The sequence below is a fragment of the Bradyrhizobium sp. MOS001 genome (genome assembly GCF_004634465.1).
Lineage (GTDB): Bacteria > Pseudomonadota > Alphaproteobacteria > Rhizobiales > Xanthobacteraceae > Bradyrhizobium > Bradyrhizobium barranii.
The window spans coordinates 163,987-179,101 of the sequence record NZ_SPVJ01000010.1 but is presented as its reverse complement, the minus strand read 5'-3'; the positions used below and the strand labels follow the sequence as shown (position 1 = coordinate 179,101).

Annotated in this window: 9 protein-coding genes; 8 read left to right on the top strand and 1 reads right to left on the bottom strand. The window is 62.9% G+C overall.

Annotated features, from left to right (window positions below):
• The first annotated feature begins 24 nt into the window (after positions 1-24).
• The 3 genes from rpoC to CT676_RS16750 all read left to right on the top strand — a co-directional run bounded on the left by rpoC (position 25) and on the right by CT676_RS16750 (position 8,613).
• Positions 25-4,221 (top strand): DNA-directed RNA polymerase subunit beta', encoded by a 4,197-nt coding sequence (rpoC, locus tag CT676_RS16760; RefSeq protein WP_071912831.1) that lies wholly within the window; start codon positions 25-27, stop codon positions 4,219-4,221.
• Positions 4,222-4,413: 192 nt separating this feature from the next.
• Positions 4,414-6,477 carry an FAD-dependent oxidoreductase gene (locus CT676_RS16755; protein WP_135214977.1) on the top strand — a complete coding sequence of 688 codons (2,064 nt, stop codon included), beginning with the start codon at positions 4,414-4,416 and terminating at the stop codon, positions 6,475-6,477.
• Positions 6,478-6,609: 132 nt separating this feature from the next.
• On the top strand, positions 6,610-8,613 hold the full coding sequence (locus CT676_RS16750; protein ID WP_135214976.1) for an ABC transporter ATP-binding protein: 2,004 nt from the start codon (positions 6,610-6,612) through the stop codon (positions 8,611-8,613).
• On the opposite strand, the gene CT676_RS16745 is transcribed toward CT676_RS16750, so the two are convergent.
• Positions 8,547-9,779: an NAD(P)/FAD-dependent oxidoreductase gene (locus tag CT676_RS16745; protein WP_135214975.1), complete on the bottom strand. Its 1,233-nt coding sequence runs from the start codon at positions 9,777-9,779 to the stop codon at positions 8,547-8,549. The two genes, CT676_RS16750 and CT676_RS16745, sit on opposite strands and share 67 nt — an antisense overlap.
• Positions 9,780-10,477: 698 nt before the next feature.
• Here CT676_RS16745 and rpsL point away from each other — a divergent pair.
• The 5 genes from rpsL to rpsJ all read left to right on the top strand — a co-directional run bounded on the left by rpsL (position 10,478) and on the right by rpsJ (position 15,062).
• A complete protein-coding gene (gene rpsL / locus CT676_RS16740) occupies positions 10,478-10,849 on the top strand; it encodes a 30S ribosomal protein S12 (RefSeq protein WP_007603006.1) in 372 nt (123 codons plus the stop codon).
• A 15-nt stretch (positions 10,850-10,864) separates the two neighbouring features.
• On the top strand, positions 10,865-11,335 hold the full coding sequence (gene rpsG / locus CT676_RS16735; RefSeq protein ID WP_028152987.1) for a 30S ribosomal protein S7: 471 nt from the start codon (positions 10,865-10,867) through the stop codon (positions 11,333-11,335).
• Between the two features lie 30 nt (positions 11,336-11,365).
• Positions 11,366-13,438: an elongation factor G gene (fusA, locus tag CT676_RS16730; RefSeq protein ID WP_071912837.1), complete on the top strand. Its 2,073-nt coding sequence runs from the start codon at positions 11,366-11,368 to the stop codon at positions 13,436-13,438.
• A gap of 40 nt (positions 13,439-13,478) precedes the next feature.
• Positions 13,479-14,669, top strand: a complete 1,191-nt coding sequence (gene tuf, locus CT676_RS16725) for an elongation factor Tu (RefSeq protein WP_063982577.1) — start codon at positions 13,479-13,481, stop codon at positions 14,667-14,669.
• Between the two features lie 84 nt (positions 14,670-14,753).
• On the top strand, positions 14,754-15,062 hold the full coding sequence (gene rpsJ, locus CT676_RS16720) for a 30S ribosomal protein S10 (protein ID WP_002712302.1): 309 nt from the start codon (positions 14,754-14,756) through the stop codon (positions 15,060-15,062).
• Positions 15,063-15,115: the final 53 nt, after the last annotated feature.

The following is a 15,115-nucleotide window of genomic DNA, read 5'->3' as shown; positions in this document are numbered from 1 at the left end:
CGACCGGCACGCGAGGAGAAGACGATGAACCAAGAAATTATGAATCTCTTCAACCCGACGACTCCGGCTCAGGTCTTCGACCAGATCCGGATTTCGATCGCGTCTCCTGAGAAGATTCTGTCCTGGTCCTACGGCGAGATCAAGAAGCCGGAGACCATCAACTACCGTACCTTCAAGCCCGAGCGCGACGGCCTGTTCTGCGCCCGCATCTTCGGGCCGATCAAGGACTACGAGTGCTTGTGCGGCAAGTACAAGCGCATGAAGTACAAGGGCATCATCTGCGAGAAGTGCTCGGTCGAGGTCACGCTGTCGCGTGTCCGGCGCGAGCGCATGGGCCATATCGAGCTCGCAGCCCCCGTCGCCCACATCTGGTTCCTGAAGTCGCTGCCCTCGCGCATCGGCCTTCTGCTGGACATGACGCTGAAGGATCTCGAGCGGATCCTCTACTTCGAATATTACGTCGTGCTCGAGCCGGGCCTCACCGCGCTCAAGGACCGTCAGCTCTTGTCGGAAGACGAGTATCTGAAGGCGCAGGACGAGTACGGCCAGGATTCCTTCACCGCCATGATCGGCGCGGAAGCGATCCGCGAGCTGCTCAAGGGCATGGACCTCGAGAAGCTCGAAGCCACCTTGCGCCTCGAGATGCAGGAGACCGACTCCGACATCAAGCACAAGAAGCTCGCCAAGCGCCTGAAGATCGTGGAAGCGTTCCGCCACTCCGGCAACAAGCCGGAATGGATGATCATGACCGTGGTTCCAGTGATTCCGCCGGACCTGCGTCCGCTGGTGCCGCTGGACGGCGGCCGCTTCGCGACCTCGGACCTCAACGACCTCTACCGCCGCGTCATCAACCGCAACAACCGCTTGAAGCGGCTGATGGAGCTGCGCGCGCCGGACATCATCATCCGCAACGAGAAGCGCATGCTTCAGGAAGCGGTCGATGCGCTGTTCGACAACGGCCGCCGCGGCCGCGTCATCACGGGTGCCAACAAGCGTCCGCTGAAGTCGCTCGCCGACATGCTCAAGGGCAAGCAGGGTCGCTTCCGTCAGAACCTGCTCGGCAAGCGCGTCGACTATTCGGGCCGTTCGGTGATCGTGGTCGGTCCCGAGCTGCGCCTGCATCAGTGCGGCCTGCCGAAGAAGATGGCGCTCGAGCTGTTCAAGCCGTTCATCTATTCGCGGCTTGACGCGAAGGGCCTGTCCACCACCGTGAAGCAGGCGAAGAAGCTGGTCGAGAAGGAGCGGCCCGAGGTCTGGGACATCCTGGACGAGGTCATCCGCGAGCATCCGGTGCTGCTCAACCGCGCACCGACGCTGCATCGTCTCGGCATCCAGGCGTTCGAGCCCGTGCTGATCGAGGGCAAGGCGATCCAGCTGCATCCGCTGGTCTGCGCCGCGTTCAACGCCGACTTCGACGGCGACCAGATGGCCGTGCACGTTCCGCTGTCGCTCGAGGCGCAGCTGGAAGCGCGCGTCCTGATGATGTCGACCAACAACATCCTGCATCCGGCGAACGGCCAGCCGATCATCGTGCCGTCGCAGGACATCGTGCTCGGTCTCTACTACGTCTCGATCATGCGTGAAGGCCTGCCCGGCGAGGGCAAGATCTTCGGCGACATGGCCGAGCTCGAGCACGCGCTGCACGCGAAGGTCATCCACCTCCACACCAAGATCAAGTATCGGTGGCAGGGCATGGACGAGACCGGCAAGGTCTCGACGCGCTGGATCGAGACCACCGCGGGTCGCGTCATGCTCGGCAACCTGCTGCCGAAGAACCCGCGGATTTCGTACGAGATCATCAACAAGCTGATGACCAAGCGCGAAATCTCGGGCGTGATCGACCAGGTCTACCGTCACTGCGGCCAGAAGGAGACTGTGATCTTCTGCGACCGCATCATGGCGCTCGGCTTCTACAACGCGTTCAAGGCCGGCATCTCGTTCGGCAAGGACGACATGGTCGTGCCGCACTCCAAGTGGAAGATCGTCGACACCACCCGTACGCTGGCGAAGGATTTCGAGCAACAGTACAACGACGGTCTGATCACCCATGGCGAGAAGTACAACAAGGTCGTCGACGCCTGGTCGAAGGCCACGGAAGAAATCGCCAAGGCGATGATGAAGGAGATCTCCTCGACCAAGAAGACGGCGAGCGGGGCGGATGCCGACATCAACTCGATCTACATGATGGCTCACTCCGGTGCCCGCGGTTCGCCGGCCCAGATGCGCCAGCTCGCCGGCATGCGCGGCCTGATGGCCAAGCCGTCGGGTGAGATCATCGAGACGCCGATCATCTCGAACTTCAAGGAAGGCCTCTCGGTGCTCGAGTACTTCAACTCGACCCACGGCGCCCGTAAGGGCCTCGCGGACACCGCGTTGAAGACCGCGAACTCGGGCTACCTGACCCGTCGTCTCGTCGACGTGGCGCAGGACTGCATCATCACGCAGAACGACTGCGGCACCAAGCTCGGCATCAAGATGCGCGCCATCGTCGATGCCGGCACCGTGGTTGCCTCGCTCGGCTCGCGCATCCTTGGCCGTACGGCCTGCGAAGACGTGCGTGACAGCTCGGGCAAGGTGATCATCAAGCGCGGTACGCTGATGGAAGAGAGCCATCTGGACGCCATCCACCAGGGTGGCGTGCAGGAGGTGAAGATCCGCTCGGCACTGACCTGCGAGCTCGTCAACGGCATCTGCGGCATGTGCTACGGCCGCGACCTCGCCCGCGGCACGCCTGTCAACCACGGTGAAGCCGTCGGCGTCATCGCGGCGCAGTCGATCGGCGAGCCCGGCACCCAGCTGACCATGCGCACCTTCCACATCGGTGGTGCGGCGCAGCTCAACGAGCAGTCGTTCGTCGAATCCAACTTCGACGGCAAGATCGTGATCAGGAACAAGGCCATCGCCCGCAACAGCGAAGGTCACCTGGTCGCGATGGTCCGCAACATGGTGATCGCGATCGTCGATGCCGACGGCACCGAGCGTGCGACGCACCGTATCCAGTACGGTTCGCGCCTGCACGTCGACGAGGGCGACACCGTCAAGCGCGGCCAGCGCATCGTCGAGTGGGATCCCTACACCCGTCCGCTGCTCACCGAAGTCGAAGGTACCATCGGCTTCGAGGATCTGGTCGAGGGGCAGTCGATCTCGGAAACGCTCGACGAGGCCACCGGTATCGCCAAGCGCGTGGTCATCGACTGGCGCTCGACCCGCGGCGGCGCGGACCTCCGTCCGGCCATCGTGGTCAAGGGCAAGGACGGCAAGGTGCTCAAGCTCGCCCGTGGCGGCGATGCCCGCTACATGCTGTCGGTCGATGCCATTCTCTCGGTCGACGTCGGAGCCAAGGTCAATACGGGCGACATCCTCGCCCGTGTCTCGACCGAAAGCGCCAAGACGCGTGACATCACCGGCGGTCTGCCGCGGGTGGCGGAACTGTTCGAGGCACGGCGTCCGAAGGATGCGGCGATCATCGCCGAAATCTCGGGCACCATCCGGTTCGGACGCGACTACAAGAACAAGCGTCGCATCTCGATCGAGCCGATGGACAAGACCGACGAGGCACGCGAGTACCTGATCCCGAAGGGTAAGCACATCCACCTTCAGGACGGCGACGTCGTCGAAAAGGGCGACTTCATCGTCGAAGGCAACCCGGCGCCGCACGACATCCTGGCGGTCAAGGGCATCGAGGAGCTCGCGGCCTATCTGGTCAACGAGATCCAGGAAGTCTACCGGCTCCAGGGCGTGCTCATCAACGACAAGCACATCGAGGTGATTGTCCGTCAGATGCTCCAGAAGGTGGAAGTCACCGACCAGGGCGATACGGACATGATCTCCGGCGAGCAGGTCGACAAGATCGAGTTCGACGCGCTCAACGAGAAGGCGAAGGAAGAGGGCAAGAAGATCGCTACGGGAACGCCGGTTCTGCTCGGCATCACCAAGGCGAGCCTCCAGACCCGCTCCTTCTTCTCGGCGGCCTCGTTCCAGGAGACCACCCGCGTCCTCACGGAAGCGGCGGTCAACGGCAAGGTCGATCCGCTCGAAGGTCTCAAGGAGAACGTCATCGTCGGCCGGCTGATCCCGGCGGGCACCGGCGCCTCCATGGCCAAGATCCGCGAAGTCGCGATGAAGCGCGACAAGCTGATCCTGGACGAGCGCGAGAAGCAGGCGGCCGTCGTGTCGCCCGCGCCTGAAGCGGAGCTTCCTGCGCTGCCTCCTGCGGAATAATTGTTCATCCGTAGGAATACCGAGGACAATGAAAAGGCCGGCGCAAGCCGGCCTTTTTGCTGCTTTGTTTGCCTGTTGCGGTGCAGGATCAACCTTTGTTCATCTTTCCTTCAGGCGCAAAAGCGCTTCTGCTAAGGGAAGTTAGACCGGTGGTCCCGTGACGGGGGCAGGGCCGGAGACCACGGAACTCATATGCTTGATCTCGCAATCGTAGGCGGCGGCCCCGGCGGGCTGATGAGCGCCTGGTACTTGAAGCGTAAGCTCGGCGACCTCTGCCGCATCACCATCTACGAGGCCTCCGACCGGCTCGGCGGCAAGATCGTCACGCGCAAATTCGATTCCGCGCCGGCGATGTACGAGGCCGGCGTTGCCGAGATCTACGACTACTCGATGACGGGTCCCGATCCGCTGCGCGAGCTGATCCAGCATTTCGGACTTCAGACCATTCCGATGGACGCCGAGCAGGTGCAGTTCGGCGGCGAGCTCCTCAACGACGTCGCGGGCATGCGCCGCAAATACGGCGCCAAGGCTGCAGCTGCGATCGAGGCGTTCCGGAACCGCTGCGCCGAGGCGATGACGCCGATCGAATATTACGAGGGCGTCGGCGCGCACGACAACGAGAATCCCTGGGCCTACAAGACCGCCGAGCAGGTGCTCGACGAGGAGGTCGAGGACGAAACCGCAAAGCGTTTCTTCAAGGTGATGGCGCGCTCCGACATCGCGACCGAAAGCCACAACACCAACGGGCTCAACGCGCTCAAGAACTACCTGATGGATGTCGACGGCTATATCGGCCTCTATTCCATACAGAACGGCAACGAGCAGCTGATCGAGTGCCTGCAGTCGGAGGTCAACGCCGACGTCCAGCTCAATCACCGCGTGCTCACCGTCGGCAAGGCGCCGACCGGCCGCTACCAGCTCAAGATGATGAACGGCAAGGGGCCGGAGACGCGCGACTTCGACCTCGTGCTGGTCTGCCTGCCGCATTCGTGGCTCGCGACCATGGGCTGGGAAGGCGAGCAGCTCCGCAAGTCGATGGTCAAGCACGTCTCGTATTTCGATCGTCCCGCGCACTATCTGCGCGTCTCGATCCTGTTCGACGCGCCGTTCTGGGGCGAGAAGATTTCCGGCGCCTGGTTCATGTCGGAAGCCTTCGGCGGCTGCTGCGTCTACAACGAGGGCGCGCGCCATGACGTTGGCAAGCACGGCGTGCTGAACTGGCTGATTCCCGGCTCCGACGCGCTCGCCTTCGCCAATTTGTCGGATCAGGAGCTGATCGACGCCGCACTGAAATCGCTGCCCGCCTCGCTCGGCGATGCGCGTTCGCATTTCGTGGAAGGCAAGATCCACCGCTGGCTGTCGTCGGTGAACGCCATCCCCGGCGGTCTGCCCGTGCGCGACGTCATGACCAATCACCGGCCGGAGCCGAAGGAGCATCCCGGCATCGTGGTGGTCGGCGATTATCTGTTCGACTCCACGCTGAACGGTCTGCTCGACTCCTCGGACGCGGCGACCGACATCATCCTGACCGAGATGATGCGCCTGCGCCGCGAGCGCGGACAGGAGGAGGGCGAGCCGGTCTCGGACAAGATCGACCGCGACTATTTCGAGAACTATCGCGGCCTCGGTCCCTACAGCGAAGCCTGGCGCCACTTCACCGATCCCGATTATCTGACCAGGCTGATCGGCATCGTCTGGGGCAAGGCCAAGGGCGCCAAGCTGCTGGTCGCGGGCTCGGCCAGCGGCGAACTGGTGGGCGCGCTGCGCGACCGCGGCATCGATGCCTTCGGCATCGAGAACAACCGCGCCATCCACGCCAGGACGCCGAAGGCGCTGAAGAAGTACAACAAGCTCGGCTCGATCACCGACATGCCGTTCAAGGATGGCGCCTTCGACTTCGTGTTCGAGACCAGCCTCTGCCATGTTTCCCCGAAGCAGGTGGTCCGCGCGATCCGCGAACTGAACCGCGTGGTCAAGACCGGCCTCGTGTTCGGCTCGATCACCTCGGACATGGCTTCAGTGGTGATCGACCGCTACGACCTGCTGCGCGGCGTCAAGAAGCTCGGCACCTGGTGGGAATGGTCCGAGCTGTTCTTCGGCAACGGCTTTGACCTGTCGATGCATCGCAAGGACTGCACCGATGCGCTCTGGGAGGCGACGCTTGCTGCCAACAAGGGCCCGGGTCAGTGGTACGCCGACGCCGACAGCCTGCGTTATTCCTTCTTCGACAAGGTCGAGGATGAGGACGACGACTAGAGACGGGATCGGACCGGCCTAGCCAATTGCTTTGCCGAATTCGTCATGATCGCATAGAATCGGTGCGATAGCGGTTGCCGCTATTTCCTGCTTTCTCCGCGGTCATGCCGGCCGTCAGCATCGGTTGGTTTCATGGCGTCCAAGCCCCTCCCGCCCGACAAACAGAAACTCGCCACGGAAGAGGCGGCCGAGCTCGACGACAAGCTTGTCCCCGTCAAGGCGGACCTCGAAGACGACGAGGACGACGAAGACGAGGAGGACGAGCTGGAGCTCGACGATGAGGACGAGGAGCTCGTCGTCTTTACCGCGCGCGAGGCCGCAGGCGCGCTCGCGACCATCCTGGGTTTCGTCAAGCCGTTCCTGTCCAACTACAAGCGGATGCTGTCATTCGTGGCGTTCGGCGTCTGCGTCGAGACGCTGTTCAACGTCATCATGCCGCTCAGCCTGAAGTACCTGATCGACGACGCGCTCGGCGAGGAGGATTTCCAGGCGCTCTACAAGATCCTCGGCGTGCTCGCGGTCGCCGGCATCTTCACCTCGATCGTGGCGGTCTGGTACGAGCGCTGGGACGCTAGGCTGGCTGCCTGCATCATCTCCGATGTCCGCAAGCGCCTGTTCGAGCATGTCCAGGACCTGCCGGCGGCCTATTTCGGCCGCACCAAGCGCGGCGAGATCCTGTCGCGCTTTTCCGTCGACCTTTCGGCCTTCGAGGGCTCGGTCAAGACCTTCGCCAACAGTGCAGCGCTGCCGTTCCTGGAATTGATCGCCGGCATCATCCTGATGTTGTTCCTGAACTGGCAGCTCGCCGCGGTCGCGCTGCTGGTGTTCCCGATCACGCTGATCGGGCCGCGCATCCTCACCCCGAAGGCGGTGCAGGCCAATTACGAGCAGAAGCAGAACGAGAGCGCGCTGCTCGGCATGGTGCAGGAGAATGTGGCCGCGCAGGCCGTGATCAAGGCGTTCAGCCTGCAACGCAAGATGTTCGGCTTCTTCAGCTTCCGCAACGACGAGACCCGCCGCAAGATCGCTTCGGCTGCGTTCCTGTCGACCATGGTGGAGCGGACGGTCACTATTTCGGTGCTGCTGCTGCACCTCGTCGTGCTCGCAATCGGCGCCTATCTGGCGACCAAGGGCCAGATCACCATCGGCACCTTCGTCACCTTCGAGAGTGCGTTCTGGGAGGTCTCCTACAACATCGCCCACGTGATGCACTTCATCCCGGTGTCGATCTCCTCGGCCGCCGCCATCCGCCACATGCAGGAGCTGCTGGACGAGCCGACGCGCGGCGCCGATCGTCCCGGCGCGCCCGATCTGCCGCGCATCACCAACGACATCACCTTCGACCACGTGACGTTCCAGTACGAAGGCAGCCAGACGCCGGTGCTGGACAATCTCAGCCTCAAGCTCAACGCCGGCAAGCGCATCGCCATCGTCGGCCCCTCGGGCTCCGGCAAGAGCACGCTGCTCAATTTGATCCTGCGGCTGTACGTGCCCAACGAGGGGCGCGTCGCCATCGACGGCGTCGACGTCCGCAAGGTGACGCTGGATTCGCTGCGCCGGAGCATGGCGGTGGTGTTCCAGGAGAACATGCTGTTCAACATGTCGATTCGCGAGAACATCCGGCTCGGCAAGGAAGGCGCGACCGACGAGGAGGTGGAGGACGCCGCCAAGAAGGCCGAGATCCACCGCTACATCATGAGCCTGCCGCAGCGCTACGACACGCCGGTCGGCGAGCGCGGCGATACGCTGTCGGGCGGCCAGCGCCAGCGCATCGCGATCGCGCGCGCGGTCATCCGTAACCCTTCCGTGCTGCTGCTGGACGAAGCCACCTCGGCGCTCGACCAGACCACCGAGGCCGCGATCAACCGCACGCTGCTGAAGGTCGCGAAGGGGCGCACCATGATCTGGTCGACCCATCGCCTGACCTCCGTGGTCGAGATGGACGAGATCATCGTGATCTCAGGGGGCAGGGCGATCGAGCGCGGCTCGCATGCCGAGCTGCTCGCCAGGAACGGCACCTATCGCAAGCTGTGGAACGACCAGATCCACCAGCCGCATGGCGCTGTGGCTCAGGCCGATGACGACAGCGACGATGACGACGAGGATGATGAGGACGAGGACGACGAGGAGGCGTGACCGAGGAAGTTCGGCTCCAGATGAATTGCTCCTCCGAGCGGCCGCAGCAAGCCTTGAACTGTCCAAGCGATGAAGCGCGCCCAGCGATGCGCGGTCCAGTAGGGACTCGTCGCGGTCGTGACAGAGCGGAACTCGAACGCCTTCGCCGCCGACCATTCGTCGCAGGCCCGCTTGACCGGATCGGCGTAGAAGGTGGCGATCTTGGCCCCGTCCATCCCGTCGGAGGCGAGCCACTCCGGGATATGGACGTTGCAGAGCCGCTCGACGTCGATGAAGACCTTGTCACAGCCGGTGCCGGCGGCGGGGCAGGAGGTCGAGAACGCATCGCCCACCAGCACGAGGCCGGGCTGGCCGCTTGCGTCGTTCACATAGAGGTCGACCGGACGGATCTTGATCTCGCCGGCGATGTCGAAGGCGCCGGTGATGCGCTTGAGCCGGGGCAGGGCGGCGTTCAGCGTCTCGGCTGGCGCGCGGCGCAATTCGCGCAGCCATGGGTCGTCGACGCCGCGATAGACGAACAGATTGGCGCGCATCCGCGGACCGGTCGGAAACAGCGTGATGTAGGGGATTCGGTCGCTCGGCCGTTCCGAGAAATAGGTCAGCGCCGGGAAGTCGAACGAATTCCGCCCCGCCGGCACCACGTCGAACCCGATCGAGATCGAATGGCAGGCGCTGATGATTTTTCGCGCGATGCCGAGCTGGTGGCGCAGGCCGACGTTCAGGCCGTTGGCGAGCATGACGAGTCGGGCCGAGATCGTCTCCTCATTGGAGAGCGTGATCTTTTGCCGCTCCGGGCTCGTCGAGAGCGAGACCGCCTTTGCACAGATGCGCTCGACGCCAGCAGGGATCTCGTCGCGGACGGCGTTGACGAGCGAATCGTAGAGGATGTTGAACTGCCGACTCGGCGCCTTGTCGAGCAACCGGCCGAATCGGGCGATCCAGTTTTCGCCGGCAAAGGTCGCGCGGCGCAGCACCGATTCTCCGATTCCGGTCTTCAGGAATCGCTCGACCTGGACGTGACCACTGAGTTTTTCGACTCGAAAGTCCGCCGGATAGCTCGCATGCGGGTCGATCAGCACCGTCGAAATGCTGGCGCGGCCGAGCATTGCGGCGGCGGTTGAGCCGGACAATCCCCCGCCGATAATGGCAATGTCGGTGTAGCGCATGGTGCAAATCTCTGCCGCAGGCGGCAGATTGACGCATCAACAGGAAAAAAAACCTTAGCACGGGTTATAAAAGTACATTTAGCCCGGGTATAAATTGTTTTTGGGCTGGCGGAACAGGCGTCCGGTCCCCATATCCGACAGGCGCGGTGAGTGCGGGCAAACAGCGATTTCGTCAGGTGGCAGAAGCGTTTTCTGACTGTCGTTTCACCTTGACTTGGCCGACTCTCACTTATAGAAAGCGCCTCACTTAACGACAGGCGGTGAGCATCGCCAGCGTCGGAACGGGCCACCCGTTGATCCGCAGGGATTAGATCCCCAAGGATCGGATCCTCAGGGATCGCTAAGACGGGCACCAACCTCGACGAATGCCGCTCAAACGCTGTCGATCATAGCTAGGCAATGCCAGTGCGATTTTAGGTCTCTTGAGCTCGTTCTCTTGAGGTCGAATTCGGATGCATGACCTCGGTGCGCGGGCCGCAGCTTTATGCTGATTGGCCTGAAACTGCGGTCCTCTGTGGCGTCGTAACGCTTTCCGCTCGGTGATGGAGCGGTTGGCGCGATTTCGCTTTGTGCGGATTGTTCCGTGCGAGGCGACCTCGTCGGGCGGGTGGCCCGAAAAGAATTGCGGTTCCGGCAACGGGCCGCGCCAAGACAGCGGACCCGGAAGGGGCCGCGGCAGAACAAAGGGTAAGGCCAGGATGCCGACGATCAACCAGCTGATCGCTCAACCGCGTGAAGTGCAGAAGTCGCGCAAGAAGGTGCCGGCGCTGCAGCAGTCGCCGCAGAAGCGTGGTGTTTGCACCCGCGTCTACACCACGACCCCGAAGAAGCCGAACTCGGCGCTTCGTAAGGTCGCCAAGGTGCGCCTGACGAACGGCTTCGAGGTGATCGGCTACATCCCCGGCGAAGGTCATAACCTCCAGGAGCACTCGGTGGTCATGATCCGCGGCGGCCGCGTCAAGGACTTGCCCGGCGTGCGCTACCACATCCTCCGCGGCGTTCTGGATACCCAGGGCGTCAAGAACCGTAAGCAGCGTCGTTCGAAGTACGGCGCCAAGCGTCCGAAGTAAACGGGAACCAGCTCAATGTCTCGTCGCCACTCAGCGGAAAAGCGCGAAGTTCTCCCGGATCCGAAGTTCGGGAACATCATCGTCACGAAGTTCATGAACTCGGTGATGTACGCCGGCAAGAAGTCGGTCGCCGAAGGCATCGTCTACGGTGCGTTTGGCATCATCGAAGCCAAGACCAAGCAGAGTCCGCTCGGCGTGTTCGAGCAGGCGCTCGAGAACGTCATGCCGACGATCGAAGTGCGCTCCCGCCGCGTCGGCGGCGCGACCTACCAGGTTCCGGTCGAAGTTCGCTCGACCCGCCGTCAGGCGCTGGGCATCCGCTGGCTGATCTCGGCTGCGCGCGAGCGCAACGAGAAGACGATGACCGAGCGACTCTCGGCTGAGCTGCTCGACGCCTCGAACAACCGCGGCAACGCCGTCAAGAAGCGTGAAGACGTGCACCGGATGGCGGAAGCCAACCGCGCCTTCTCGCACTATCGCTGGTAACGGCGAAACACGGAATCTAAGGAACAGCCCATGCCTCGCGTTCATGCCATAGAGAACTACCGCAATTTCGGTATCATGGCGCATATCGATGCCGGCAAGACCACGACCACCGAGCGCATCCTCTATTACACCGGCAAGAGCCACAAGATCGGCGAAGTGCACGAAGGTGCCGCGACGATGGACTGGATGGAGCAGGAGCAGGAGCGTGGCATCACGATCACCTCGGCTGCCACCACCGCATTCTGGGCCGGCAAGCGCCTGAACATCATCGACACCCCCGGCCACGTCGACTTCACCATCGAAGTCGAGCGTTCGCTGCGCGTGCTCGATGGCGCCGTCTGCGTGCTCGACTCGAACCAGGGCGTCGAGCCCCAGACCGAGACCGTCTGGCGCCAGGGCGACAAGTATAAGGTTCCGCGCATCGTCTTCGCCAACAAGATGGACAAGACGGGTGCCGACTTCTTCAAGTGTCTGGCCGACATCGTTGACCGCCTCGGCGCCAAGCCGATCGCGATCCAGCTTCCGATCGGTGCCGAGAACAACTTCAAGGGTCTCGTCGACCTCGTGAAGATGCAGGGTATCATCTGGAACGATGAATCGCTCGGCGCGAAGTTCGACTATGTCGACATCCCGGAAGATATGGTCGAGCAGGCCAAGGAATACCGCGAGAAGATGGTGGAAGCCGCCGTCGAGCTCGACGATGACGCATTGGCCGCCTTCCTCGACGGCAACGAACCGGATGAAGCGACGCTGAAGCGGCTGATCCGCAAGGCGGTGCTGACCGGCGCGTTCTATCCCGTGCTGTGCGGCTCGGCCTTCAAGAACAAGGGCGTGCAGCCGCTGCTCGACGCCGTCGTCGACTATCTGCCGTCGCCGATCGACGTGCCCGCGATCAAGGGCACCGACGACCGCGGCAACGAGGTCGTGCGCAAGGCCGACGACAAGGAGCCGCTCGCGCTGCTCGCGTTCAAGATCATGGACGACCCGTTCGTCGGCACCATCACCTTCTGCCGCATCTACTCCGGCGTCCTGCAGAGCGGCACCGGTGTCGTGAACTCGACGCGCGAGAAGAAGGAGCGCATCGGGCGCATGCTGCTGATGCATGCGAACAACCGCGAGGACATCAAGGAAGCCTATGCCGGCGACATCGTCGCGCTGGCCGGCCTGAAGGAAGCGCGCACCGGTGACACGCTGTGCGATCCCGACAAGCAGGTGATCCTGGAGAAGATGGAATTCCCCGAGCCGGTCATCGAGATCGCGATCGAGCCGAAGTCCAAGGCCGACCAGGAAAAGCTGGGCGTGGCGCTGGCGAAGCTCGCCGCGGAGGATCCGTCCTTCCGCGTGTCGACCGACCAGGAGTCCGGCCAGACCATCCTCAAGGGCATGGGCGAACTCCATCTCGACATCAAGGTCGACATCCTCAGGCGTACCTACAAGGTCGACGCAAACATCGGCGCGCCGCAGGTTGCGTTCCGTGAGCGCGTCACCAAGAAGGCCGAGGTCAAGTACACCCACAAGAAGCAGACCGGCGGTACCGGTCAGTTCGCGGAAGTGTCGATCGTGGTCGAGCCGAACGAGCCCGGCAAGGGCTACGAGTTCGAGTCCAAGATCGTCGGCGGTGCGGTTCCGAAGGAATACATCCCCGGCGTCGAAAAGGGCCTCAACAGCGTGATGAGCTCTGGTGTCGTCGCGGGCTTCCCCGTGGTCGACGTCAAGGTTCAGCTCGTCGACGGCAAGTACCACGACGTCGACTCGTCGGCGCTCGCCTTCGAAATCGCATCGCGCGCGGCATTCCGCGAAGCGCTGCAGAAGGGCAAGTCCGTCCTGCTCGAGCCGATCATGAAGGTCGAAGTGGTGACCCCGGAAGACTACACCGGCTCGGTCATCGGCGACCTGAATTCCCGGCGCGGTCAGATCCAGGGTCAGGACATGCGCGGCAACGCCAACGTCATCAACGCGATGGTGCCGCTCATGAACATGTTCGGGTACGTGAACAACCTGCGCTCGATGAGCCAGGGTCGCGCGACCTTCACCATGCAGTTCGACCACTACGCAGAAGCGCCGGCCAATGTGTCGGCAGAAGTCCAGAAGAAGTTTGCCTGATTGTCGTCGGTCTCGAACTGACGATTGAACGGAGAGTCAAATGGCCAAAGCAAAGTTTGAACGTAACAAACCGCACTGCAACATCGGCACCATCGGTCACGTCGACCATGGCAAGACGTCGTTGACGGCTGCGATCACCAAGATCCTCGCCGAGACCGGCGGTGCGACGTTCACGGCGTACGACCAGATCGACAAGGCGCCGGAAGAGAAGGCGCGCGGCATCACGATCTCGACGGCGCACGTCGAGTACGAGACCAAGAACCGCCACTATGCCCACGTCGACTGCCCGGGCCACGCCGACTACGTGAAGAACATGATCACCGGCGCCGCCCAGATGGACGGTGCGATCCTGGTCGTGTCGGCCGCTGACGGCCCGATGCCGCAGACCCGCGAGCACATCCTGCTTGCCCGCCAGGTCGGCGTGCCTGCGCTCGTCGTGTTCCTCAACAAGTGCGACATGGTCGACGATCCGGAACTGCTCGAGCTCGTCGAGCTCGAAGTCCGCGAGCTGCTCTCGAAGTACGACTTCCCGGGCGACAAGATCCCGATCATCAAGGGTTCGGCGCTCGCCGCTCTCGAAGATTCCGACAAGAAGCTCGGCCATGACGCCATCCTCGAGCTGATGAAGAATGTCGACGAGTACATTCCGCAACCGGAGCGTCCGGTCGACCAGCCCTTCCTGATGCCGGTTGAAGACGTGTTCTCGATCTCGGGCCGCGGCACCGTCGTGACCGGCCGTGTCGAACGCGGCATCGTCAAGGTCGGCGAGGAAATCGAGATCGTCGGTCTGCGCGCCACGCAGAAGACCACGGTCACGGGCGTCGAAATGTTCCGCAAGCTGCTCGATCAGGGCCAGGCCGGCGACAACATCGGTGCGCTGCTCCGCGGCACCAAGCGCGAGGACGTCGAGCGCGGCCAGGTGCTGTGCAAGCCGGGTTCGGTCAAGCCGCACACCAAGTTCAAGGCTGAGGCCTACATCCTCACCAAGGAAGAGGGCGGCCGCCACACCCCGTTCTTCACCAACTACCGTCCGCAGTTCTACTTCCGCACCACCGACGTGACCGGTGTCGTGCATCTGCCGGAAGGCACCGAGATGGTGATGCCGGGCGACAACATCGCGATGGAAGTACACCTGATCGTGCCGATCGCGATGGAAGAGAAGCTCCGCTTCGCGATCCGCGAAGGTGGCCGCACCGTCGGCGCCGGCGTCGTCGCCTCGATCATCGAGTAATTACGAGAATAGGGATTGGCGCGTAGCGAGTGTGACATTCGCTATTCGCTATTCGCCACCCCCCACTAAAGAGAGACCACGGCAATGAACGGCCAAAACATTCGTATCCGTCTCAAGGCGTTCGACCATCGTATCCTCGATACGTCGACCCGCGAGATCGTGAACACGGCGAAGCGCACCGGCGCGCAGGTCCGCGGACCCATTCCGCTGCCCACCCGCATCGAGAAGTTCACCGTCAACCGTTCGCCTCACGTCGACAAGAAGAGCCGCGAGCAGTTCGAGATGCGCACTCACAAGCGCCTGCTCGACATCGTCGATCCGACCCCGCAGACCGTCGATGCTTTGATGAAGCTCGACCTGGCCGCCGGTGTCGACGTCGAGATCAAGCTCTAAGATTTTTGGATCACGTTCGCGACTAGCGGACAGAAAGAACAGGAAGCACGCCG